21 protein-coding genes are annotated in these 23342 nt (G+C 44.0%); 2 read left to right on the top strand and 19 right to left on the bottom strand.

Features of this window, described 5'->3' with window-relative positions:
- Window position 1: 1 nt before the first annotated feature.
- The 9 genes from ACE3K2_RS09955 to ACE3K2_RS09915 all read right to left on the bottom strand — a co-directional run bounded on the left by ACE3K2_RS09955 (window position 2) and on the right by ACE3K2_RS09915 (window position 10003).
- A complete protein-coding gene (locus ACE3K2_RS09955) occupies window positions 2-370 on the bottom strand; it encodes a hypothetical protein (RefSeq protein WP_421889355.1) in 369 nt (122 codons plus the stop codon).
- A gap of 229 nt (window positions 371-599) precedes the next feature.
- Window positions 600-2687 (bottom strand): serine hydrolase domain-containing protein, encoded by a 2088-nt coding sequence (locus ACE3K2_RS09950; protein ID WP_421889353.1) that lies wholly within the window; start codon window positions 2685-2687, stop codon window positions 600-602.
- A 34-nt stretch (window positions 2688-2721) separates the two neighbouring features.
- A complete protein-coding gene (locus tag ACE3K2_RS09945) occupies window positions 2722-4176 on the bottom strand; it encodes an alpha/beta hydrolase family protein (RefSeq protein WP_421889351.1) in 1455 nt (484 codons plus the stop codon).
- A 129-nt stretch (window positions 4177-4305) separates the two neighbouring features.
- Complete coding sequence (locus tag ACE3K2_RS09940; protein ID WP_421889349.1) at window positions 4306-5289, bottom strand: alpha/beta fold hydrolase; 984 nt, start codon at window positions 5287-5289, stop codon at window positions 4306-4308.
- A gap of 163 nt (window positions 5290-5452) precedes the next feature.
- Entirely contained in the window at window positions 5453-6442 is a 990-nt protein-coding gene (locus tag ACE3K2_RS09935) for an alpha/beta fold hydrolase (RefSeq protein WP_421889347.1), read from the bottom strand.
- Between the two features lie 216 nt (window positions 6443-6658).
- Entirely contained in the window at window positions 6659-8029 is a 1371-nt protein-coding gene (locus ACE3K2_RS09930; protein WP_421889345.1) for a sensor histidine kinase, read from the bottom strand.
- The gene (locus ACE3K2_RS09925) at window positions 8026-8700 is read right to left on the bottom strand and encodes a response regulator transcription factor (RefSeq protein ID WP_278295301.1); all 675 of its coding nucleotides are present in this window, start codon (window positions 8698-8700) and stop codon (window positions 8026-8028) included. Before ACE3K2_RS09925 ends, ACE3K2_RS09930 begins: the two co-directional genes overlap by 4 nt.
- Window positions 8701-8771: 71 nt before the next feature.
- A complete protein-coding gene (locus ACE3K2_RS09920) occupies window positions 8772-9305 on the bottom strand; it encodes a GNAT family N-acetyltransferase (RefSeq protein WP_421889343.1) in 534 nt (177 codons plus the stop codon).
- A gap of 92 nt (window positions 9306-9397) precedes the next feature.
- Complete coding sequence (locus ACE3K2_RS09915; RefSeq protein ID WP_421889341.1) at window positions 9398-10003, bottom strand: TetR/AcrR family transcriptional regulator C-terminal domain-containing protein; 606 nt, start codon at window positions 10001-10003, stop codon at window positions 9398-9400.
- 281 nt (window positions 10004-10284) lie between these two features.
- On the opposite strand from ACE3K2_RS09915, the gene ACE3K2_RS09910 reads away from it, so the two are divergent.
- Window positions 10285-11724, top strand: coding sequence for a DHA2 family efflux MFS transporter permease subunit (locus ACE3K2_RS09910; RefSeq protein WP_421891135.1), 1440 nt, complete (start codon window positions 10285-10287; stop codon window positions 11722-11724).
- Window positions 11725-11858: 134 nt separating this feature from the next.
- Here ACE3K2_RS09910 and ACE3K2_RS09905 read toward each other — a convergent pair whose 3' ends face one another.
- Both ACE3K2_RS09905 and ACE3K2_RS09900 read right to left on the bottom strand, forming a co-directional pair.
- Window positions 11859-12146: a hypothetical protein gene (locus ACE3K2_RS09905; RefSeq protein ID WP_421889339.1), complete on the bottom strand. Its 288-nt coding sequence runs from the start codon at window positions 12144-12146 to the stop codon at window positions 11859-11861.
- Entirely contained in the window at window positions 12143-13285 is a 1143-nt protein-coding gene (locus ACE3K2_RS09900; RefSeq protein ID WP_421889337.1) for an NAD(P)/FAD-dependent oxidoreductase, read from the bottom strand. The genes ACE3K2_RS09905 and ACE3K2_RS09900 overlap by 4 nt, the downstream gene beginning before the upstream one ends.
- A gap of 294 nt (window positions 13286-13579) precedes the next feature.
- Between ACE3K2_RS09900 and ACE3K2_RS09895 the strand changes: the two genes are divergently transcribed.
- A complete protein-coding gene (locus ACE3K2_RS09895) occupies window positions 13580-14395 on the top strand; it encodes an AraC family transcriptional regulator (RefSeq protein ID WP_421889335.1) in 816 nt (271 codons plus the stop codon).
- Here ACE3K2_RS09895 and ACE3K2_RS09890 read toward each other — a convergent pair.
- The 8 genes from ACE3K2_RS09890 to ACE3K2_RS09855 all read right to left on the bottom strand — a co-directional run bounded on the left by ACE3K2_RS09890 (window position 14392) and on the right by ACE3K2_RS09855 (window position 23241).
- Complete coding sequence (locus tag ACE3K2_RS09890; RefSeq protein ID WP_421889333.1) at window positions 14392-15033, bottom strand: HAD family hydrolase; 642 nt, start codon at window positions 15031-15033, stop codon at window positions 14392-14394. The two genes, ACE3K2_RS09895 and ACE3K2_RS09890, sit on opposite strands and share 4 nt — an antisense overlap.
- 39 nt (window positions 15034-15072) lie before the next feature.
- Window positions 15073-15666 carry a DUF1349 domain-containing protein gene (locus ACE3K2_RS09885; protein ID WP_421889331.1) on the bottom strand — a complete coding sequence of 198 codons (594 nt, stop codon included), beginning with the start codon at window positions 15664-15666 and terminating at the stop codon, window positions 15073-15075.
- A 78-nt stretch (window positions 15667-15744) separates the two neighbouring features.
- On the bottom strand, window positions 15745-16989 hold the full coding sequence (locus tag ACE3K2_RS09880) for an MFS transporter (RefSeq protein ID WP_421889329.1): 1245 nt from the start codon (window positions 16987-16989) through the stop codon (window positions 15745-15747).
- An 80-nt stretch (window positions 16990-17069) separates the two neighbouring features.
- Window positions 17070-18101 carry a zinc-dependent alcohol dehydrogenase gene (locus tag ACE3K2_RS09875; protein WP_421889327.1) on the bottom strand — a complete coding sequence of 344 codons (1032 nt, stop codon included), beginning with the start codon at window positions 18099-18101 and terminating at the stop codon, window positions 17070-17072.
- Between the two features lie 43 nt (window positions 18102-18144).
- Window positions 18145-19452 carry an aminotransferase class III-fold pyridoxal phosphate-dependent enzyme gene (locus ACE3K2_RS09870; RefSeq protein ID WP_421889325.1) on the bottom strand — a complete coding sequence of 436 codons (1308 nt, stop codon included), beginning with the start codon at window positions 19450-19452 and terminating at the stop codon, window positions 18145-18147.
- Between the two features lie 37 nt (window positions 19453-19489).
- Window positions 19490-20644 (bottom strand): glycosyltransferase family 2 protein, encoded by a 1155-nt coding sequence (locus ACE3K2_RS09865; protein WP_421889324.1) that lies wholly within the window; start codon window positions 20642-20644, stop codon window positions 19490-19492.
- Between the two features lie 352 nt (window positions 20645-20996).
- Complete coding sequence (locus ACE3K2_RS09860; RefSeq protein WP_421889322.1) at window positions 20997-21563, bottom strand: TetR/AcrR family transcriptional regulator; 567 nt, start codon at window positions 21561-21563, stop codon at window positions 20997-20999.
- Window positions 21564-21762: 199 nt separating this feature from the next.
- Entirely contained in the window at window positions 21763-23241 is a 1479-nt protein-coding gene (locus tag ACE3K2_RS09855) for an Lsa family ABC-F type ribosomal protection protein (RefSeq protein WP_421889320.1), read from the bottom strand.
- Between the last annotated feature and the right edge of the window lie 101 nt (window positions 23242-23342).

The raw sequence follows: 23342 nt of genomic DNA, 5'->3' as shown, positions 1-23342 counted from the left end.
CTTATTCACTCTCCAGATCCTTATTGGGACTTACATCTTCATTTTGTAGTTCAAAAAGATGGATATACTCGTCGATGACCTGATCAATGGCTTTTAACTCCCCACTGATCATCGGGCGAATATGTTCATACTCCTCCTGACCAAGTTGTCTGGCGAGTGTTGTTCTTCGATTCTGCATCTGCTCCAGAAATACAAGAATTCGTCCACGACGAAATGTCTGCGCACCATGGCCCCGTTTTCCCTGATGTTCACCATGTCCTCTGCCACGTCTGGAACGCTCTCCACGTTGCTCATTATCACTCACATCACGTTTTGGACGTTCACCTTGACGTACACTTCCATCGGATTCTTCAATATGACGATCTCTCATCCTGCCACCTCCATTATGTGTATACGTTTGTATACAACATATTCATGTATACGATTGTATAAGTGATAATAAGAGGTGTCAACCTAAATTTTCCATATGGCAGATATACGTGTATATCCGTTTTATCTTATTCTTAACAGAAAAAAAGCCGCATTTTTGCGGCTTTTTGTTCTTCATTGTTCTTGCTCCTTCGAAAATCATCATTATCCATGTACTACATAAATTTTTATTATTTCAATGAAATTTCAAACTTTGAACCCACCTCACCTGCAAATACAATGCGGCCGTTCTCTGGCAAAACAACCTCATTCTTACCGCTGACTACGGTGTGATTAATACAAATACCCTTTTGATCATATACGGCAAAGCCGCTATTGGAAGGCAGTTTAACGGTCATGACTTTTCCATTCATCGTTGCTGGCACCGAAAACCATTTGGCATACCCATCTGCTTGAATCGTTGTCACAGATTGTTTACCCGAATAGAGGGATTGTACTGTTTCCTCACTGGCGTACACACTACCTAGAGCTGTAATGTACTCCACTCCGTTCTTTTCAGCGAAATAAATTTCCTTTGCATCCCGTCCTGCCATACCAGGAATTTGCAGATCCGTGACTGCTTTGTTGGCTCCAATAATCTTACTATTGGTCATATACCCTGGGGTCTCTTCATTCATATGGAAAGAAAGGATTGGTGATGAATGCAGATATACAGTTGATGTATACTTCTGATTCACTGCGTAATATCTCTTACCTTCACGCTGCTTCCATGAGGCGGTAATATCCTGGGATAATTCATTGGCTTCCAGCTTCTCCCCCGTATATTCGGAGAACGCCAACTGTCCCAGTCCCGGCATGGAAATATAAGATCGAGACCACAGATACGTCCTTCCATTCTGTTCCGTAACGAATTTCAGCTTTTCTGTGCCTTTATCGTTAACAAACGTACCATCCGCGGTATATGTGTATTCTTGAGCCGGGGTATTTGGAGCTGTCAGCGCGGATACAGTCATTTTCCCAGCATTCATTTCGATCTTCTTAACCGAATTATTAGAACCGTATACACCGGCATACGTGGATATTTCTTTAGGCATATCTGCCTTCACTGGCACGCCAAAAGATTTTTCCGGTTTCCGTTCTTTAATAATGCCCTTTTCCTCAAGTGCACTGAGTAATAATTCACTTGCAATGAACTGATCTCTGGCACTCGTTCCTCCTGATGAGGTAACGGCTGCAGCCAGATTGTATTCCGGCAGGACGATTAATGAAGAGTGATATGATATCGTATCTCCACCTTTCGTCACGGCCTTGATGCCATATTCACTGAATGGGTACAAATTCACACTATCCCACCCTAGCCCGTAAGAGATGGACGTGTCGCGATCCTCCGGCCACATGCCTCTTTTGTATTCTGCTTGCGTCATGGCTTCTACCGACTTACTGGATAGAATGCCATCGACTTCTCCTGTGAAGATTTGTGAAAATTTCACCAGATCCTCAGCGGTGGAATAGATGCCCCCAGTAGCGATGATATTATTATTCTCTTGTGGAAGTTGTCCCTCATACACAGGAGAATAGATTCCCGCCATTGCTGCCGGGTCAACGACATCCTGTGGTGTTTTGGTATGTTGCATGTCCAAAGGTTCCGTAAAATAGTGGTGTATAAAAGCCGTAAAACTCATGCCGCTAACACGTTCAACCATAATCTCGGCCAACGTAAAACTGTCGTTACTATACACCGAGTATGCGCCAGGATCTGCCTTCAGGTGTTGATTCGCCAATTGCTCCAGAAACGTATCGTGTGAATACGTGTCATTATCCCCGTACAATGTAGCATTGCTGCCAGTACTGCCCAGCAAACCGGAAGAATGATTCAACAGCATGCGTGGTGTGATTTGGGTGAAGCGATGATCTTTCATCTTAAAATCAGGGATATAGTCCACAACAGGCAGATCCAAATCTACCTTTCCTTCGTCAACCAGCTTCATCACAGCCGCTGTAAGCATCATTTTGCTAGTTGATCCTATGCCATAAATCGTATTCGAAGTGAGCGGTACCTTGTCCTTTAGATCGTTCTTGCCTGTCTGACCGGACACCACAATCTCCCCACTATCAATTAATGCATATTGCACACTGGTCGTACCGTACGTCTCCGTGAGCAACTTGGCTTTCTCCGCCACTATTTTCTTGGTTGGTTCATATATTAGATCGTTGCTGTTACTTGTAGCTGATGCGGCCATGACTGACATTGGAGCTAACATCGTTAACACCAGAGTTAAGGCGGTGATTGACATTCGTTTTCCCTTTTGTCGTCCCATTCACATCATCTCCTGATTTTAATGTTATGGTGCATTACAGTTCTTCCGAATCTATAAACCTCACTTCTGGATAGTTGTCGCTCGGTCCCTGAATCAGGTTTCCACCCGTTCCTTTCAATTGCTTGTTAAAGAAATCGAGTACATATTCATTTACGATATTTGACCCTCTTTTACCATTGATGTCTCCTGTAATCCCTGACAACTTAACCAGCTCCGAATAGAATTGAAGATCTGTGAAATTGAAGTGTTGGGTTCCTTCTATATAAATCACATTCCCCCCATGTTCAATAACATTTTTCATGATGTGCAGCTCATCTGAAAGAAATTTAGTTACTTCGTCATCCGAATTTCTATCCACTTCAAAATTGGCTAACCAGTCTTCAAAACTTCCTGATCGGATGAACATAAACGGTTTGTTGATATCATCTCTATTTTCCACTTCATATAGTGACCCATCCATATTAACCCCGGCCTTGATTCTATGATCCAAATACGTTGCATTAAACGCGGTTGCACCCCCAAAAGAATGCCCCATCGCGCCTATTTTATTTAGATCGATTTTCCCTTTAAACTGACTTTCGATTGCACCTGAATTCAGCTTTTCGATTTGATCGATTACAAACTCCACGTCTTTCGTCCATATATCCCCTGTTTTTGTGCGTTCATCCAGTGTAGTCGTACTTTTTTTGTAATCCGTTACACGGCCATCTGGAAAAAGGGTAGCAAAGGTGTTATACGTATGATCCGTGGTGAACACGATATACCCATGACTGGCCAGATTCTCCGCCTGTGATGCTTGTAGAACTCTACTCGTTCCCATACCATGAGATAGCAGTACCACGGGATAAGGAGTTGCAGAAGGTAATATTTCTACATTTTCATAAGAGTTGGTTTGACTGTACTTCAAGTAGTCGAGCACAAATTCGGGCAATTTTAAAGAAGCAGAGAAGCTTTGAATATACTTTTTGAACATTTCTTTATTATTTGGAAACAGCGTGTCACGCTTTTGGTTATTGCTGTTTTCAGTAGGGTACCAGACTTGGACCATTAACTCCCTCTTATCACTTTGATCTTCCGTTAAGACTTCATCTCTGTTCTGATCTGTAAAATGAAATGTTTGAGTCCCCACCTTCTCTGGTCCATCCGGCTTCGGCAGATCAAAGACAGGTAAGTATACCGACAAGAGGGTAGAAGCAACAAGCATAATGACGATCAGGGAAGATAAACTATATTTCAACAGCTTTCCAATTTTTAGATTGATCATCTTGTCGGAATGTCTGAGTAAAACAATAAGTATGAATAGAGCCGTCATGATATAAACCAGAAGCATCTGCCATCTATATCCCTCAACCAATAATTGAACGACGAATATGACGCCACTTCCTATCCCCACACCCAAGCCTGTTTTCTTTGCACTTTTTTTAATAAATAGCAGGTCTACGAGTAAAGCAAAACAGGATAGAACTAAAAGTACTTCAAACAATCTCATTTGTATTCCTCTCTTTCATCAAGGACATCATCCGAATTGAATTTACTATGGAAAAACCGCCCCGCAGGACGGTTTCTCATATTCGGTAATGCGCATCTGTTAAGTTACGAATAGGCTTCTACAGGATATTTATTTCGCTTCGGCCATAAAAGCTCTAACGTTTTCAGCAATTTTATTGAATTGAGTATGATGTAAATAATGTGAACCATCCATTGAGATGACTTTCCCATGTACGGAATCTTTGATCTGCCCTTTATGCAGCGCTATCCATCCTTCTACATCTTCATTATTTGCTTGTACAAAAAGAAGAAGTGGAAGATTTTTAGGGAAGGTTAAACCTTGAGCACCTTTAAAATTGGAATAAATATGATCCATCTCGTTTAATGACGTGGGATTATACATATTTTTAGTCGATATCATTTTCATCTGCTCAACCGTGTGTTCGTCGAATGCCAGTCCCTCATAGGGGTCTGCACCCACTTTCATCATTAATCTTAAGAGACCAGTATTTCTGAGGAAAGCAAACGTTTTGATTGGGAACTTTGTATCTGTGATACTTGGTTGGGTGGAAACACTACTGTCAATACCAACAAAAGCAGTCACCTCATCCGGATATTTGTTAACATAATCAATGCCGTAAATGCCTGCAATGGAGTGACCCATGAGCATGTACTGATGAATATCAAGTTGCTGCAGAGCTTCATGAACTTCACTTACGATATTCTCTGTGGTTCTTTCTTTTTCAGTTTCATCACTTAATCCATAGCCGAATGGCTCAACAGCAACAACTTTGTAATATGGTGATAATTGATCAATAAGCAACTTGAAATCAAGCGCTGGTGTTGCGGTTCCATAACCAGGCAGAAGCACAATCGTTTCCTTGCCTTCACCTTGAATGAGCACATTCATATTTTTCCCGTCTACAGATACATGCTGACCGTAGGGTTCTATCTTTTTGGCCTCAGAATTACTACTGATCACATTTGTCAAATAAACAATACCTAGGAATAAAATAATAGCGATTAATATTGCTCCTAATACTTTAAGTATTATATTTCGTAATTTCTTGGCCCTGGTTCTATTCTTGGCTTTCTTTCCTTCAGGTTGTGTCATTCTGATCTTCTCCTGTCTTGAACTGTTTGTTCGGTTGTCTTCTTTGCTGCTAATGAAATCTTATCCAATGAAAATGTACTCTCCGTGACGTCAATATGAACTGAATATGAACAAGTAAGAAAATATTGTTGACGTTACAGAACAGACGCTTATTCTAATGGAGTTATTGATTTCCTCCCATAAAACCCCTGAATTTTTCAGCGATTTCTTTGGCATGGGAACGGTATAGATAATGATTTGCTTCCAGCAGCACCATTTCACCACGCACTGAGTTCTCTATTAACTTCTCGTGCTCGGGTACCCAATTGTCCACTGCCGGATGATTCTTTTGAACAAAGAAAAGAACCGGGAGATCGACTGGGAACGTTAACTGTTCAGCTGTTTTAAAGTTGGAATACATGCTTACAATCTCGTTTAATTGTGTTGAATTAAACATGTTCTTGTGTATCAAAATGTTCAATTGTTCTTTGGTTTGTTCATCATAAGGTAGCCCAGCATATGGATCATCACTCATTTTCAATTGCAAACGTGGGAAACCCAAGTTACGGTACCATGTAATCGGTACGATTTCTGATGCTTCAACCTTCTGTTCACTAATCGCTGGAACACTGGTGTCCAGCCCAACGTATGCACTTACTTCATCTGCATATTTGTTCACATAATCCAGACTATAGAGCCCTGAAATGGAATGACCCATCAAGATATAACGATCAATATGTAGACTCTGTAACGCTTCGTGGATTTCACTGACGATATTTGCCGTACTGCGTTCCCTTTCAGTCTGATCACTCAATCCATAACCAAAAGGTTCAACCACGACGACTTTATAATAAGGGGATAATTCTGAAATGAGTGGCTTAAAATCAAGTGCAGGTGACGCTGTTCCAAAACCCGGCAGAAGTACAATCGTTTCCTCGCCTTTGCCTTGAATGAACACATTCATATTTTTCCCGTCTACGGATACATGTTGACCATACGGCTCCATTCTTTTTTGCTCCGAATAACTACTGATTTTATTAACGGTATATACGGTAGCTACAAAAAGTAAGATTGCTATAAGGATTGCAGCAAGCACTTTAAACAAAATGCTTAACACTTTTTTTGTTTTGCTTTTACTCCGTACTTCTTTGTCTGCTTGTTGATTCACATTCATCTGCTCCTGTCTTCATCTGTTTATTGGCCTAACAGACCGCTAATGCAAGCCTAACCAACAAAGATGTACTCCCCGTGACCGTAATATGAACGGAGTATGAACAAGCAAAAAAAAACCATGTATAACATACAAGGAAGCTTGCATGTTATACATGGCATGAAGATAGGGGTTAGACATTTGGATCAATATTCTATACCTCAGCTTATCCAAAAAAGATTAACTATCGGTTGGTGGATGGATTGGCAACGTGATAATAAAAGTCGTACCTTGACCAGGCTCGCTTTCCACTCTAATGTCGCCCTGATGAAGGGACACGATCTGTTTAACGATAGCAAGTCCCATACCACTCCCGTCATATTTACGACTGTGGGAACGATCTGCCTTGAAGAAGCGCTCGAATATACGCTTCTGATCTTCAAGGGCAATACCAATGCCCGTGTCGGATATTCGAATAGTCACATTTTTGATATCTTCTTCGATACAGACTTTAATCATACCGCCATCTTTGGAAAACTTGATGCTATTTCCGATGATGTTTGTCCATACCTGATTTAACTGGTCGTGATCAGCCGTTACCTTCACGTTCTCCAGATCAAGCTCGAAATGAATATTACGCGCAGACCATTGCGGCTGGAGCGCCACGATAACTCGCCGGATCTGTTCATCAAGACTTAAGGTATTAAGCTTTAGTTGCTGTGACTGCGATTCAAGCAAACTCAGCTTGAGCAAGCTATCACTCATTTTGGACATTCGCTTTGCTTCAGCAATAATAATATCCAGATAACGGTTCCGTTCTTGTTCCGAGAGGTTTACTTGTTTAAGTGCTGAAGCGTAACCGGATATCGAGGTGAGCGGAGACTGAACCTCGTGTGAAACATTCGTTACGAATTCCCTGCGCATCTGCTCCAATTGCTGCAGATCGTGCATCATTTCTTCAAAGCTGCGAGCCAACGTACCAATCTCGGTCGTTTGCTTAATGTTCAACTTGACGTTGAAATCTCCAGCTGCAATTCGTTTGGTTGCTTTGGTCAATTTCTTGATCGGTCTCACCAGATATACAGATGCAATCAGAATCAACAAACTTCCAGTCATCAACGAACTGGTTGCAAAGATCAAGCCCCACTTGACCACAAACGTAGCTGAGGGTGGTGAGAGTGTTTCCAAAAACATCGCTTTGGTTCCCATCTCCGTCTTCAACGGTAACCCCAAGAGCACTGTACCAATCCCATCCCTGGTGTCTTGTACAACGCCCCCACTTAATACTTTCTTTAGCTGCTCACTCGTCACAACAGCAGACTTATGTCCGTTAGTTTTTCCATAAGTTGTGAACTGACCCGTATCTTCGTAAATTCGAATATGATAGGAATTGAGCTGTTTCATTCCACTTACGTACAAGTCTGCTTCACGTAAAGGCAGAGTCTTATAGATCTGCACAACGTCTTGGCCAAAATTACGCAAGTTAATTTGAGCGTTTTGGTTCAATTTGTCCTCAAATATCCAGGTAGACACAAAAAATGAAATGACCGTACCAGCGATGACAGACCCCAGAAAGGTCAGGACCACACGAATATATATGGATCGGATCATTCATGGACCTCAAGTCGGTATCCTAGCCCACGAACCGTTTCAATCCGAAAATCAGGTGTAGTCGCGAATCGTTCGCGCAGGCGCTTAATATGTACGTCTATCGTTCGATCATCTCCGGCGTAATCAATACCCCATATCTGATCGATCAACTGCTCACGTGTATAGACTTGGCCTGGTGTTCCAGCAAGCTTATACAGCAATTCGAACTCCTTAAGTGGCAACGTAAGCGACTCCGTACCTCTCATCACCTTATATGTCTGACGATCCAGAATGACGTTGCCAAACTGGATTGTATGTGTCGAGCCAATTTTGTATCGTTTCAGCAATGCTCGGACACGAGCGGTAAGCTCCAATGGATCAAACGGTTTGGTCAAATAATCATCCGTCCCCAATTCGAATCCTTTCACCTTCTCCCAAGTCTCTCCTCTCGCGGTCAACATGAGCAGCGGGAGGTCGGGATTGGCTCTTCGGAGTTCCTTACACAGTGCCCAACCGTCCATAACAGGCATCATAATATCAAGCACAACCAGATCCACTGGAGTTTCGCCATACACGGTAAGAGCTTCCTTACCGTCCGCAGCTTCCACCGTTGTGAATCCATCGTTTTTGAGAAAGAGACAGACGAGTTCGCGAATATTCGCATCGTCGTCTGCAACGAGTATCGTAGCCATAGGTTTTTTCTGTCCTCTCCGTTACGTTTAAATATATCATTCAATTTATACTAAATAGCAATACATCCTGCTCATTGTATATCCACAGCAAACATCGTATGTTCTTTCAATGTTCCCTGAATTGGGACAGACTGTGACCCACATGCTGTGAATCCTGCTTTTTGAAGTACACGGATGGACCCTGTATTCTCAGGTACCGCACCAGCTTCGATGCGAGTAATTTCAGTCTCATGTTTGGCAAACTCCAGCACACATTGCAGGGCTTCGCTCATATAACCTTTACCTTGATGCAGCACATCCGTTACATAACCGACAAGCCATTTGGGGCTGGAATCCATTATGATCTTGAACAAAGATATCTCGCCCACAAGTTCATCCGTTGTATGTAGAAAAATACCGAAGGAATAGCGAATTCCTTCTTCTCTCTTCTTATCCCAGCTCTCGATAAGTACCCTTTGCTTTTCCAAGTTGTAGTAAGAGTCATCCCGATTACTTCCTGAAGTTCTCTCTATTGCCTCACGATTTCGAACCTGTAAATCCAGAAGCAATGAGGCGTCTTCCACCTTCCAAAATCGTACATAGATACGTTCTGAACTATATTTCATTACATTAAGACCTCCTCTATTATGTATGGGTGCAAAGAGCTGACCTTTGCTATTCATTGGACCCGGTTTAACGTCTGCGTATTGCAGTCTAATTATATCAGGTCATTATAGGAGTAGGAGCGAATCAAAGAGAATTGTTTCGCCAGAAAATGCGGTGAATAAGGCATGTCATTACGTAACCAAGCCACAATGGTGCCAATCAGGGCGGATGAACCATACCAGATCGCAATTTCCTTGTGAATGCCGGAATTCTCCAGGACATCTTCCATTTCGGCTCGATCTATCTTAGCTTTGACCAAGGTACTTAACAGTTTCAGGAGTCGTTCTGTGAAAATGGGAGTTCGCTTTGTGGCAAGTACCACCTGATAGAACGAGGCGTTCTCTGCAAAATGCTCCAGTAACTTGACCAGAACAGGCCAAGCCTCCTCCGTTGTTTGCTTCTCAAAATGAGGGGCATATTCATCCACAATCCGTTCAATATTCTCAATCATCTCGTCAGCCATCTTTTCCATCATATCCGTAATATCGCGATAGTGCAGGTAGAAGGTTACCCGATTAATTGTTGCTCGTTCGGCAATTTTGTTCACTGACAATTTCTCAATATCCATTTCCTGCAGCAACTCAACAAATGCACCTCGAATTAACTGACGTGTTCGCAATATTCTTGGGTCCACGACTGATTTCTTCTCGTCTTTCACGTGTATCCCTCCTTCAAATGTTGAACATTACAATTTTAAACAATCAGTCGTTTATTTTTGATTTACACAACAATATTATAACATTTGTAAAATAAACGACGAAAACACCTCATAACGTAAATTGTAATCTGTCCGAATATGTATATAATTCAATAAATACAATGTAAACTATACAACACGTTGTAAATTTAGTCACGCGTGGTTTGAAAGGATGAAAAGGATTGAGTCAGGTTAGAGTGCAAGATGAATTATCCGTAAAGAAAGGCCCCATTCTGTTTATCATGATTTTGGGAGCCTTCCTTGCAACGTTGAATCAAACAATCATGGGTGTCGCTACACCGGAATTAATGGGTGATTTTAACATCTCCGCCGCAACAGCACAATGGCTAACGACAGGTTACATGCTGGTGAACGGGGTGCTGATCCCCATTACGGCCTACTTCATGCAACGCTTTTCAACCAAGCAATTATTCCAAGCTTCCATGTTTATTTTCCTGATTGGTACCATCGTATCCGCTCTTGCAACCAACTTTGGCGCATTGTTGACTGGACGCATGATTCAGGCAGCGGGCGCAGGTATTATCATGCCACTCTTGATGCACGTTATTTTGACATTGTTTGCTCCTGAAAAAAGAGGATCTGCCATGGGTATGGTTGGTTTTGCGATTATTTTTGCGCCTGCCATCGGACCTACCCTTGCCGGTTATATTCTGGAGAACTACTCTTGGCAAACGATGTTCTATGGCATGATTCCATTAACCCTGATTGTCATTGCCTTTGCATTTGTATACCTGAAAAATGTATCCGAACGTTTACACACCAAGTTCGACACGATCAGTGTGGTGCTGTCCACCATCGGATTCGGTGCATTGCTGTATGGCTTCAGCAGAGCTGGAAGTCTGGGATGGTCAAGTGCAGAAGTACTTATCTGTATTGCTGCTGGTCTTATTGCACTTGCGCTGTTCACTTGGCGTCAACTCGTTTCGGAAGATCCATTGCTCGATTTGCGGGCTTTCAAGTACAACATGTTCTCCCTGACCACGGTCATTAGTATCGCAATTACAATGATCATGTATGCTGACATGATGTTGCTTCCCCTGTACCTTCAGAATGCACGTGGTTACACTGCACTGGAGTCCGGATTATTACTCCTTCCTGGTGCTCTTGTCATGGGTTTCCTCATGCCTGTAGCCGGAAAATTATTTGACCGATTTGGTGCGAAATGGCTGGCTGTTATCGGGATGGTCATCACGATCTTGACGACCATTGGTTTCATCGACTTAACGGATTCAACCAGTTATGGTTACCTGGTATTAATGTCGACCGGCCGTCGTATTGGTATGGCTTTGCTCATGATGCCGATTCAGACTGCGGGGCTTAATCAACTGCCTCCAAGACTTGGTGCACATGGTACCGCCATCACCAACACCGTCAGACAAGTTGCTGGCGCTGTAGGTACTTCATTGCTCGTGAGTGTCATGACCTCCCGTACAACGGCACACATACAGGATATGATGGCAACGGGTGCTGCCAATGGCCTCAGTCAACAACAGTTGGCTACAGCGTCCATGATTCAGGGGATTAATGATGCCTATGTTGTTATCGTGGGTATCGCGGTTGTAGGATTGGTTCTTTCCTTCTTTATCAAACGTACCAAACAAGCCAAAGAGGAAGAAGTCAAACAGGTTGTCAGACAAAAAGTTTCCATGAATTCTAATTAAGGTATCCAGCCTCATAATTGCTTGCATAACAAAGCGGCAGATCAAGACGTTTACGTCTGATCTGCCGCTTTTTAGGTTGTATCCCGGATGAACCTCTCTCTACCCAACGGTTCAATCCGAGTAATACGAACCGATCAATCGCCAAGCTTCGCCAATGATTCCTGTAGCTGTTCCAGCTGTTCAGACAGGGTTTTAATCCGATTCTGCGTATCGCTTGCCTTCTCCATCAAGACTTGCTTGTCTGAATCGTCTGTTGATGCTTTACCGATTGGTGATGACTCCAATTCCGACCATTCGCGTTTGTATGTTTCTTGTTTCTCCAAAGCTATTCGCAGTTCTTCTTTTGTCGTACCGATCTGATGCTCCAGATATATGATGTCGGACGAGTTCACACCATCAGATAAACGTTGTGAATAGGTCATAACTCACCTCTTTCCATTTCATCCATTGCTTTACTAACCGTGTACGGTTCAATATCGATATCCAGTTCCATCCCAAGAGCTAGTTTCGCCAATTGACTCCCGATAAAAGGACCCATGGTTAAGCCAGATGCCCCAAGTCCATTCGCGGTAATCAGCCCCTTCCATCCTGGCACAGTTCCCATTACAGGCAGAAATCCAGGTGTGAACGGCCGGAATCCCACTCGTACTTCCTGAAATGTACTGTTTGCGAGACCCGGTGCCAGTTCCAGCCCTTTATTCAAAACCTCCTGCATACCTCCGGCGGTTACTCTTGTATCATAACCTTCCACATCATTTTCATGAGTCGCTCCAATCACAATCTTCTGTTGATCAAAGGCCAGCAAATATTGATCAGACGGGGGCATAATCACAGGCCAGCGGCCTGTATCCGCCTCCTCCGTGACATGTAAATGCATAATCTGTGCCTTCTGATAGTGCACTTTAAAGTGTACGCCGAGTGGTTTCAGCAGTGCGTTGGCCCATGCACCTGCACAGACAATGACTTCATCTGCCAGGAAACTCTGACCATTAACAGCCGCACCAATGACCCGATTCGCTGCGAATTGAAGCGTGGCATCTCCATGGATCACTTCCGCTCCATTTCGCTGTGCAGATCGAATTAATGCATCTCGCAGCGCCCGTCCATCTATACGTGCAGCACCGCTAATATGTACCGACTGATAACGTTCATCCAGTAGAGGAAAACGATCACGGGTTCCTTTGGCATCAAGAGGTGTAATGTCACCAATCTCCGGTGCATCTGCTTTGCGAAGATCGGCTCGTTCTTCCATCTTGCTGATCTTTTCCTCATCCGTATGAATGCTGAGCGCGCCCACTTGCGCATAACCGGTTTCCGTTTCTCCCTCGCCTTCAAGCTCCGCTATGATGCCAGGGTAGAACCGCGCACCAGCCTTGGCGAGTTGATACCAGTCCTGATTACGTCGCTGTGACAGCCATGGACAGATGATCCCGGCAGCTGCATCCGTTGCCTGTCCTATATCTTTTCGGTCTATGATAATTACTTCTGCGCCCCGTTTGGCTAATTGATAGGCAGTTGATGCCCCCAGAATACCCGATCCAACTACGATGACTTTCTTCATGTTTGCATCCCTTTCCTTAATCACTCATCCGTTATAGCGTATACTGTTTCGCATTCTGTTGGCAAGGCAGGCGTACTTTTAGTCCCTAAATAGAGACTGATCTGACTGCGGTTCAAGCTAGTCCAACCAATATAGAATTGTTGGATCATTTCTTTTGAAAACGTTTTATTATTGCTTGTCATTCAATTAAAATTATTCCATTTATGTAATATAATTCTTTCTAGGTTTCTTTTAACGCTGTAACCACGCCACTTACGCACATGATCCTTTAACGAAAAGAGGAATAACACGACGATGCCGAAACCTAGCATGGGGAATCCACTGGATACCGATATGCCGCTCATGATTACAGGGCAAAACCAGTTGACCGTTGATGAATTGATGAATTGGAGCGACCATTCACGGGACTACAGCATTGTACAGTGCATCGGAGGAACAGGGCATATCGCAGCTAAGAATCATGAATTTTCGATCAAAAAAGGGACAGCTCTCATTTTGTTCCCGGAGGTAACCTACCGTTACCACAATCTGAGTGATTCATTACGATTTGATTGTTTGTCTTTCAATGGCTATTTATTGCCACGATTCTTGCATACCTTGCAGATCGGGGAGCTGCGCGCCTTCAAGCCGGATGGAATGCTTCATATCCTGTTGCATGAAATTACGTTGGCGCTGCAGTCCCGGCACAAGGATCAGATCTGGCACGTATCCGCATTACTGTACATGCTTTTGGTCAGATTAACCATTGAAGGTGAACGCTATAGTTCTTACGAACGTTCTAATGCCCGATTAAGATTGGATGAACTCATTACTTTTATCAAACAAAATTATCATCAGGATATCTCTCTCCCCATGTTGGCTGAGCAGATGGACGTAACCGAACAATACCTCAATCGGATATTCAAAAAAGAATTTCAAATGACTCCACTGGAGTATCTGATGCGATATCGGTTATTGAAAGCCAAGGAAATGCTCATTCAGAATGCTGCAACTACGGCTCATGAAATAGCCAAAGCCGTTGGTTTTAACAGTGCCAGTTACTTTGGATCGGTGTTCAAAAAATACGAAGGGGTCTCCCCGATCGAGCTGCGCAAGCAGTATCTGGATTAAAGAGCCCCCATATCAATCTCGGCCAGCGAGGATAACCGCAGTTCATGCATGGCGAATTCCAGACCACGCGTTACCTCGTTAGGTACGATGATGCAACGAATACCTGCGGCATTGGCTGCCTTCAGTCCGTTAGGTGAGTCTTCAAATACAATCGCTTCGGATGCCTCGATTCTCAGACTCTGAAGAGCAAGAAGGTACAGTTCAGGATCAGGTTTCACCCGCTTCACATCCTCCGATGTATGAACAACGGTGAAATAATCAAAAATGCCTAATTTCTGCAAGTAACCATGCACCCAGTCCCGTGTAGAGCTGGAGGCAACCGCAAGCTGAATCCCCTTTTCCCTCGCAGACTGAAGCAATTCATACACCCCTGGCAGAATAGCCGCCTGTCCCAGATAGGCTTCGTATTTCTGTTCAGAAAGCAGTTTGATATGATCATGATCTATCTTTTTTTGGAGCGCTTGCTCCAGATACAGAAATGGATGAAATTCCTCAAAAGATGTCCCCACATTTTTCGACCATAACTCCAGACCAAGTTCAACTCCGTACTCTTCATAAATATCGCGAAACGCATAGTACCAAGGTGTCTCTGTATCGACAATGAGTCCATCAAAATCAAATATAAATGCCTTTACCATAAACCTGTTCTCCCTCCAATGATCGGCCGGGGAAGCGGATTAGAAGCGTGCGGTCAAGTCCGGATGAGTAACGTTCACAGATAAAAAGTGACACGTACAGCCCGTTCCCGTTGGCGATTGTGCAACTAATCCAGCTCGAAGTTCCCCCTGAATCGGCATGCCGAAATATCGAATTAGTTTCCACTCTTCCCCATCGGGTGAATAAAAGAATGATATACAGTCCTCTACTTTGCGTATACGCAGATAGGGATTAGATACGGAGACTTCAACCGAATTACAATCATCGGATGAACCATCACGTGTGACCACTGACACGATGGTAGGTGCTTTTCCATCATACTCAAAACAAATTTTGCACCAGTTAAGATCATCCGCCATCACCATCAGGCATCCGGAATCATATTGATTTTTCATATCCACGGTTAACTGGGTTGTGATTTCGAAGTCGCCAGGCACAGGCATGGATAGGAATGGTGCTGTTGCACGAATATGCTTGCCCGCAGGGTCCTGGAAAAAGTCAGTATCCGCTTTTGCCTCCACCAGCACACCTCCCTGATCCGTATAGGACCAGCTTTCGGGCTCGTTTATCCAGCTCCATTGCTTCCGTGCTTCTGTTGTCATTACGTTGGTCATTTGTTAGCAGCCTCCCAAGTTATGTTCTAGTTTTTTTCTGTACTACATATTCGATCAATATACAGATAACCCCTTCTTCTACATATTTTTGTAAGGTTTCAGCACTTGGGAGTGCTTTTGCGGATCTGGCAGGAAAAACATGATGACCATGAGTACGATATATAGACCAAGAATGACACTGAACAATAGCGTTGGATTGTGATGGTAGAGCAAACCCGTCAAGTATCCCGATGGAATGGCTGTGAGCGTCATGACCGTCTGCACAGCCGAGAACATGTCGGCTTTCTCGTGCGTACCCAATCGGTTCATCAGCAGAGAATCCCGGTACGTCTGCAAAATGAAGTTACCCGCAGCGAGCACAATTAACGTGAGAAACAACATTCCTATATTCCCCACAGGGATCAATAGAAACAGAATAGCCCCGGCCGTACTAAGCACGATGGAAAAACCAACATACTTTTCTTCTGAACGCCGTTTCAGTCGCGGAATGATGACCAGATAGAGCAGCATGACCGTTACCGCAGTCACAACCGGGATAAACGAAATGACACGGTCATCGAATTTCAACTGTTCCTTGAAGAAAATGACCTGAAAGAAATTCAACTGAAGGATTAGATTGGACAAGACTGTGATCAAAATAATCGGAAAAAGTCGCCGTTTGTAGAATGATTTGCCGAACAGACGCAGACTGGCACCCAAGCTCTGAAGCACGCGGGTTTTACTATGCAATCCCATAAGTTCCTTGCCAACTTCAGTCTCATCCGTGTATCGGTTACGAATGAAAAACATGGCCGTCATGAGGATGCCCCCTACAAAGTAAATGCTGGCCAGTGTTGGCACAATACCAAAATCAGCAATAACTACCCCGGCAATGGGGGTTAATACCCCGGCACCTGTAATAATCATGTTGAGAATGGCAAACACTTTCGATCGTTTGTGTTCCTCCACATCCTCAATAATTAGACAGTTAAATGCGACCGTTACAAACTTCGAAGTTGCGTTCAGCAAGTAGGCGATTAGAAACAGCCAGAAGTTCTGGGAAAAAGCCCAGATGAACATGGGAACACTCCAGGCAAGCAGATCAAAGATCAGCGTTGTTCGTTTACGCCCCAGCTTATTGGTAATGGAACCCGCAAACAATTGAAAGATAAAGGCAAAATAAAGATTTACCGAATTGATGATACCGATTTCAATGTCCGAAAGTCCGGCTTCCTTCATATATAAAGGAGCGTAGAAGAGAACGATCGTGCCCGGGATGGCCCATACCGGTTCGAGTAAAATGGAGTAGCGTGGATTCTTCGGCAAATCTTGAAGCAATTTCAATCGATATCCCTTCCTTCTGCAGTTTTCACCGCTGCGAATTCCAACTTATCGCAGCGGCGAACCCGCTAATGTCTACATGCTTATAGGATAAGAGCTGTTTTGACTGAATTCATCGGTAACGTCTCTCCAGTACGTAAGTCATAACCAATCGTTCCATTAAAGGCCTGTTCATAATCACTCAGCAGTTCCTTCGCTGTCACCATCTGTTCCAGTTCCGGAATGCTCTGGGCAAATTTCAGTGCCGTACTGATCATCGAGTGATTGGCAACTGCACCAATGATACTAATGCCATCATTAATCACGGCTGTTGATTTGAATGTCACCTCATAGCTATCGTCATATCCCATAGGAATAATCTTGCCGCCTTTGGCAATCATCTCAAATCCCACATGAAGCTGATTACCAACCGCGTCCACTACAATATCAAACTTTTTGTTATTATTGATCTCATATACTTTATCAAGCGTCAGGTCCTGAGGATAGAAGACATGATCTGCAATCCCTGAAGCGAACTCTTTGCGGTATGGATCAACTTCCGTGCCGACAGTAAGCCTTGCCAATCGTTTGCTCACAAGCTGACACAGGGAACCGATTGCACCAGAACCGAGGACGAGTACAGCGTCACTTGGCTTAGTCCCTGCTTTCATGAATGTCTGAAGCACACAGCCCAGTGGTTCAATCATCATGGCTGTTTCCCAGCTCATGGAATCCGGGATGGCATAGATATACTTTTCGTCCCCAACAAAATATTCGGCAAAGGTTCCGTGCGTCGTCATCCCTACCTGATAGTCATCAAAATTCTCGCAGTAGATGAACAGGCCTTCACGGCAATAGGAGCAGGTACCGCAAGATTGCGTGGGATCAACCAATACCCGATCACCGATCTTGAAACCGCGTACTTCATCACCCACCTCAACAACGGTGCCGACACCTTCATGACCAATGATCGTTCCTTTATTCGCAGGCACTTTGCCTTTGACAATATTCAGGTCTGTCCCGCAGATGCCTGAACCATAAATTTTAATTTTCACCTGGTTTGGCTTCTGAATGGTTGGCTCCTCAATCTCCTGGTACGTCACCTGTTTGAGATCCTGATATACGAGTGCTTTCATTGAATAATTCCTCCTAGTCGATTGTCGAATTCTAATCTATGGATTAAGCTTCAAACGTTTTCGAAAGTTGCATCGATTGAAGATGTTCCTGCTTCTGAATCTCTTTCCAGTCTGACAGGATCTGCAACAGCGCTTCCTCAACCCACAGCAATTCTTCCCGTGTATGGGCATCCGAGAAAATAAAGTAACCTTTGGTGAAGATGCCGAAGTGAGCCATTCTCTTCACCATGAACTCGCGGAAAGGGTCCGTTTGGAAGTTATCCTCAGCCAAGGATTGAATGCAGAAGCTTGCATACGTCCCCTTCAATTCCAATTGATCCGTTAATCCGAGTAACACAAGTTCAGATTCCAGACGATTCATGATCCGGGTTGCCGGGTCACGCCAAGTCGGCCATACTTTCGCATTTTTCATTAATCGTTCACAGGCAATGGCTGCCGCGAGCGCTGTTGTTTCGCTGGAATGGGCATTGCTGAATCGAACCTGTCCCGACAGAGACATCAAGTGCTCTGGTCCCAAAACCGCTGCGAGCGGTAAACCGTTTGCCATACCTTTGGAGATACAGAGCAGATCAGGCCAGATGCCATATTCTCCTGCTGTAGCCTGTTTGCCCATTCGAATACCGGAAGTGACCTCATCAAATATGATAATGATATCCAGAGATCGGCATAGGTTGACGACTTCCTCCAGTGCATCCCTTTTCCACTCGTTGGGACATAAAACAATACATGCGATATCCTCCGGAGATGAGGTAATCTGGGCTTCAATTCGCTCCGCAGTAGGTTTGTTGACCCAGATTGTTGAACGCTCGATATCTACTGGAATGCCCCGTTCTTTTGTGTGGCCACCATAATAACCGTAGGCAGACCAGTCATGCCACCCATGATAAGCCGTCGCAATAACCTTGCTTTTGCCACTTGCAGCACGGGCAAGTCGTACGGCCCCACTCACTGCATCGGCACCACTTTTGGTGAAACGCAGCGACGGATAACGACCCTCGAACCGCTCCAGAATCAACTCGGCGCATTCAAGCTCGATGTCGGCCGGAAGCGAAAAGCTTGTCCCTTTTTTGAGCTGGTGAATGACAGTTAGTTGGACTTCATGCCTCGCATGACCCCAGGACGCCGTACCCATCGCCATTTCACAATCCAGCCATTCATTACCGTCAATATCTGTAAATCGGGATTTGTAAGCCTCTGCACAACATACGGGTGTATGCCCTGGAAATAAACGTTCAGGTGCTTTGGCTAAAGTGCTGCATCCGCTCGGAATTACCTTTTCGACTTGCTCCAACCACTCCAGATTCCGGCTAAATCGTACGGCACGATCGAGCGTGCTCTCTTTTTCTTTCACCTTAGGTACCTCCCTGTTTATTTTCGTTGTGAGTGCATTACCGAACTTTGGTTCCAGGCCAGCATCCATCGTAGATGCGATCCATCGTGATTACATTGCCATACAGATCGATGATCAGATCCTTGGCCCGATGAGCGTGTCTCATCTCAATCCAGTAACGGTTCTCCAGCAAACGGGCAAAATTGTCCACCAAAAACAGTAACCGGTTCTCACTATGAATCAGTTCCTTGCCCAGAACCTGTGGCAGCCAGATAGCCCCATTGGAGTTGAAGCGATTGGAATAGTCACGTACCTCGGCTACATTTGCAAAGTCAGCTTCCTCCAGCTTGGTCCAAAACGTATCGGCATCACTACGAACTTCTGCCAGATCTATGCCGACAATCGGCAGATGCTGGTATTCCCCTTGGCTCTCCAGCTGCGCTTTCAGATGACTGAAAACGAATGGCCACACATCAGCCTCGATTTGACCGCCCCACTTTTTCCAGAAGCGTGCCAGATTGTTCTTGCGGTTGAAGTTGCGGTGAATGCCGCTGCTGCGTTCCCAGTGATACGCTTGAATATTCGGGTTAATAACCGTATCGTATCCGGCAGCCCGTGCCCGCATCTGATAATCAAAGTCCTCGTACCCATTAAAGAATTTCTCATCGAGATTGCCGATGGTCTCGTAGACCTCCCGCTTCATGCCGAACATGGCAAACACCACCAGTTGAACGGAGAAGGTTTCTTTCGGAATATCATCAGGAGATGCATTCAGGAAAAGGTGTCGGCCAATCGTGTCGGCAAAAGCAATGCCGCAGTGCTGCACCCCTCCGGTTTGCGGATACAACAGAACCCCTCCAATCATGCCGATGGTAATATCGCTATCCAGTGTCTCTTTCATCATCGGTTGCCAGTTGGGTTGAAGAATGGTGTCTGAATCCAGGAAGAAAATGTACTCTCCCTTGGCAAGACTCAGTGCGCTATTAATCGACACTGCGCAACCGAGTGGAAAATCATGCTGAAGAATCTCGATGGTAACACCTTCTCTTACTTCTTGCTTCAGTTTATCCAGATGTTGAAAGACTGCTGAGCCGGAACCATCGTTAATAAAAATAATCTGAGTGGATGGGTTTACCGTCCGGAGTAACGAATCTGTGAACAGGTTCAAAATGTTATAGTCCTGGTTGACTGGCACAATAATGGTGTAAAGCATGGAATCCCTCCTGATTTGGGTTGATGGAATGAGTACTTGAGCTGATTTTAAACTGCACCATTGCAGGTTGTTCTGTCCGGCCTCCTCGTTTGAATATTTTGTCTTTATTTGGTAATGATTTGAATCTACTAGAAATTTATATCATTTTTTGTAAACTTGAAATCTTAAATTCTGAACCTTGTTAATATTTGAATCTCAGTAAAAATCAAGTCTATGATACTTGCGCACTAAGAAACGCTGTTGTGAACGCAAAAAAACACCCCCAAAGAGTCTGCGCATCTAACGATACGATTGAATCTTTTGGGGGTGTTTTCGTAGTAAGATCTATTGTTTTGCTTTTATCGGCACTGACCTAGTGCTGCTTAAACCCATGATAAAACGTGTCTATTACAAGCGCAGGGGCTGCTTTTCTCGCGATATGACCACTTACAACCTGCTGCCACGTCAGGAACATGATGGAATACAGCACATCTACAATCCAGGTTTTATCGAGATCGGAGCGGAAATAACCTTTCTGTTGTAACAGACCGACCGCATGCAGTACCGGTTCTCTCAGTTTCAGATCTGCTCCCTCAATCTCGGGATTATAGTTAATGGTCGTGTCATGAGCCAGAAAATATATTTTGTCGCCTAATGGAATCAGTGCTTCGATCAGCTCAGGTATGTACTTTTCACAGTGCTCCTCATCCAGTTGGATTTGTTGCATGGTCTCACTGACCACCTCAATTGCGCGTAATCCCAGATGAACCATGAGCTGTTCGCGGCTTTCCACATATCGATGTAATGTAGCGATCCCAATTTTGGCAGATTCTGCAATTTCATTCATGGAAGCATTCGGCTTTTCAATCAGCAACTTGGTGGCCTCGTCCAAAATGGAATGAAGCCTGGTTTGTTTGATTGTTGTCATTTCCTTTTTCATGGGTATTACACCTCTTGGCGAATTAGTCTACAAATGATCGATTCATCCATCATATGATTGGATGAGTTCATAAAATTATAGCATACATTCTCACCATATCGCAGTCTGAACGTTACACGCTACTGTTATACTCATATAAAGCTTAAAAGCCGCCATTCGGCGGCTCTTAGGATCGTTATCTTTTAACGCAGTCTGTTGTTTATAGTTCAATGATTCTTGTAGCAATATTGGCGCAAAATTCACTGTCATGCTCTACAAAAAGCAGGGTCGGTGAATATTCCAGCAGCAGGTCTTCGATCTGCATACGTGAAATGACATCCACAAAGTTCAGTGGTTCATCCCATATATGCAAATGAGCTTTTTCACTAAGACTTTTGGCAATGAGTACCTTCTTTTTTTGACCTGCGCTAAATGTTGAGATATCTTTCTCCAATTGCAGTCTGGAGAAATCCAACTTTCGGAGGATCGATTTGAACAAGCTCTCATCAATCCCCTGTGTGGCTGCATACTCAGATAAATATCCTCCGAGATCGGACGTGTCCTGCGACACATACGATATTTTAAGCTGATGATCCTTTCGGAAAAGACCTGTATAAGCAATATCTTCACCACAAATCAGTTTAAGAATGCTTGATTTGCCCGATCCATTTTTACCATAAAGGGCAATACGTTCCCCTTTTTCAACCGTGATACTGACATCTTTGCACACGGTATTGGCACCGTACGATATGGATACATGCTCCAATTCGACAAGTTCATGCTTGTGAAAATCCAGCTGATGAATCTGTAGTCGTTCTGCACTCTCGATATTTTTGAGAAGTTTGGATTTCTCTTGAATCGCAGATTGCTGCCTTTGTTCAATATTTTTGGAACGTTTCATCATTTTGGCAGCCTTATGCCCAATATATCCTTTATCCACCTTGGAACCGGAATTTCTCGTACCATTTTTGGTCTTTTCTACTTCATGCGACCATCCACCGGTCCGTTTGGCTGAATCGGATAAACGCTTGATGTCCTTCTTTAATTTCTCATTACTTGCAAGTTCAAACTGATCTTGTCTTCGTTTATTTTCCCACCAGGCGGAGAAATTGCCTTTCTGAATCTCGATGTTACTCTTATTGATGGAAAGGATGTGGTCTACACTTTGATCCAGGAAGGATCGATCATGAGACACCAAAATAAACCCACTCTTGCTGCGGAGATAATCACTTACGATTTGTCTCGCATGAAGATCAAGATGATTGGTAGGTTCATCAATGAGCAGAAACCGATTATCCTTCAGGAACAAAGCAGCCAGCATCACCTTTGTTTGTTCTCCGTTGGATAACGTATCGAAAGGCCGATACAGTACATCTTCCGACACCTTCAACAGGTTAAACTCGCGCACAACCTGCCAGTGCAGATATTCAGGATGAATCTCGCCGATGACATCGAGGGTCATGGCTCCCTTATTCTCTACCTGGAAAGGAAAGTATTCAAAGCTAACATTCGCAGAGATATGCCCACTATATTCATATTTGCCTAGTAACAAATTGAGGAAGGTTGTTTTGCCTCTGCCGTTCCTTCCGGTAAAACCCAATTTCCAATCGGAGTCTAACTGAAAACTAACATTTTCAAATATATTATCGTAACTGCCTTCGTAGGCAAAGGTCAGGTTGGTAACGTTAATTAAAGACATGCAGATCATCCTTCTTATGTGAAATATAAAAGTAAATAGACGGGATTCACCATTAAACATGGCATGGATTCCCTCACTTTAATATTTGAACATAATCAGAA

The sequence above is a fragment of the Paenibacillus sp. genome (genome assembly GCF_048976745.1).
GTDB lineage: Bacteria > Bacillota > Bacilli > Paenibacillales > Paenibacillaceae > Paenibacillus.
This window is presented reverse-complemented; position numbering and strand designations above follow the sequence as displayed.

Coding starts and splice junctions, on each gene's coding strand:
- ACE3K2_RS09900 (WP_421889337.1), bottom strand. CDS start 13,285: ATGAAGAAAGTCATCGTAGTTGGATCGGGTATTCTGGGGGCATCAACT.
- ACE3K2_RS09920 (WP_421889343.1), bottom strand. CDS start 9,305: ATGAAATATAGTTCAGAACGTATCTATGTACGATTTTGGAAGGTGGAA.
- ACE3K2_RS09925 (WP_278295301.1), bottom strand. CDS start 8,700: ATGGCTACGATACTCGTTGCAGACGACGATGCGAATATTCGCGAACTC.
- ACE3K2_RS09905 (WP_421889339.1), bottom strand. CDS start 12,146: ATGACCTATTCACAACGTTTATCTGATGGTGTGAACTCGTCCGACATC.
- ACE3K2_RS09865 (WP_421889324.1), bottom strand. CDS start 20,644: ATGCTTTACACCATTATTGTGCCAGTCAACCAGGACTATAACATTTTG.
- ACE3K2_RS09950 (WP_421889353.1), bottom strand. CDS start 2,687: ATGGGACGACAAAAGGGAAAACGAATGTCAATCACCGCCTTAACTCTG.
- ACE3K2_RS09885 (WP_421889331.1), bottom strand. CDS start 15,666: ATGACCAACGTAATGACAACAGAAGCACGGAAGCAATGGAGCTGGATA.
- ACE3K2_RS09860 (WP_421889322.1), bottom strand. CDS start 21,563: ATGAAAAAGGAAATGACAACAATCAAACAAACCAGGCTTCATTCCATT.
- ACE3K2_RS09940 (WP_421889349.1), bottom strand. CDS start 5,289: ATGACACAACCTGAAGGAAAGAAAGCCAAGAATAGAACCAGGGCCAAG.
- ACE3K2_RS09945 (WP_421889351.1), bottom strand. CDS start 4,176: ATGAGATTGTTTGAAGTACTTTTAGTTCTATCCTGTTTTGCTTTACTC.
- ACE3K2_RS09935 (WP_421889347.1), bottom strand. CDS start 6,442: ATGAATGTGAATCAACAAGCAGACAAAGAAGTACGGAGTAAAAGCAAA.
- ACE3K2_RS09875 (WP_421889327.1), bottom strand. CDS start 18,101: ATGAAAGCACTCGTATATCAGGATCTCAAACAGGTGACGTACCAGGAG.
- ACE3K2_RS09855 (WP_421889320.1), bottom strand. CDS start 23,241: ATGTCTTTAATTAACGTTACCAACCTGACCTTTGCCTACGAAGGCAGT.
- ACE3K2_RS09895 (WP_421889335.1), top strand. CDS start 13,580: ATGCCGAAACCTAGCATGGGGAATCCACTGGATACCGATATGCCGCTC.
- ACE3K2_RS09930 (WP_421889345.1), bottom strand. CDS start 8,029: ATGATCCGATCCATATATATTCGTGTGGTCCTGACCTTTCTGGGGTCT.
- ACE3K2_RS09890 (WP_421889333.1), bottom strand. CDS start 15,033: ATGGTAAAGGCATTTATATTTGATTTTGATGGACTCATTGTCGATACA.
- ACE3K2_RS09955 (WP_421889355.1), bottom strand. CDS start 370: ATGAGAGATCGTCATATTGAAGAATCCGATGGAAGTGTACGTCAAGGT.
- ACE3K2_RS09910 (WP_421891135.1), top strand. CDS start 10,285: ATGATTTTGGGAGCCTTCCTTGCAACGTTGAATCAAACAATCATGGGT.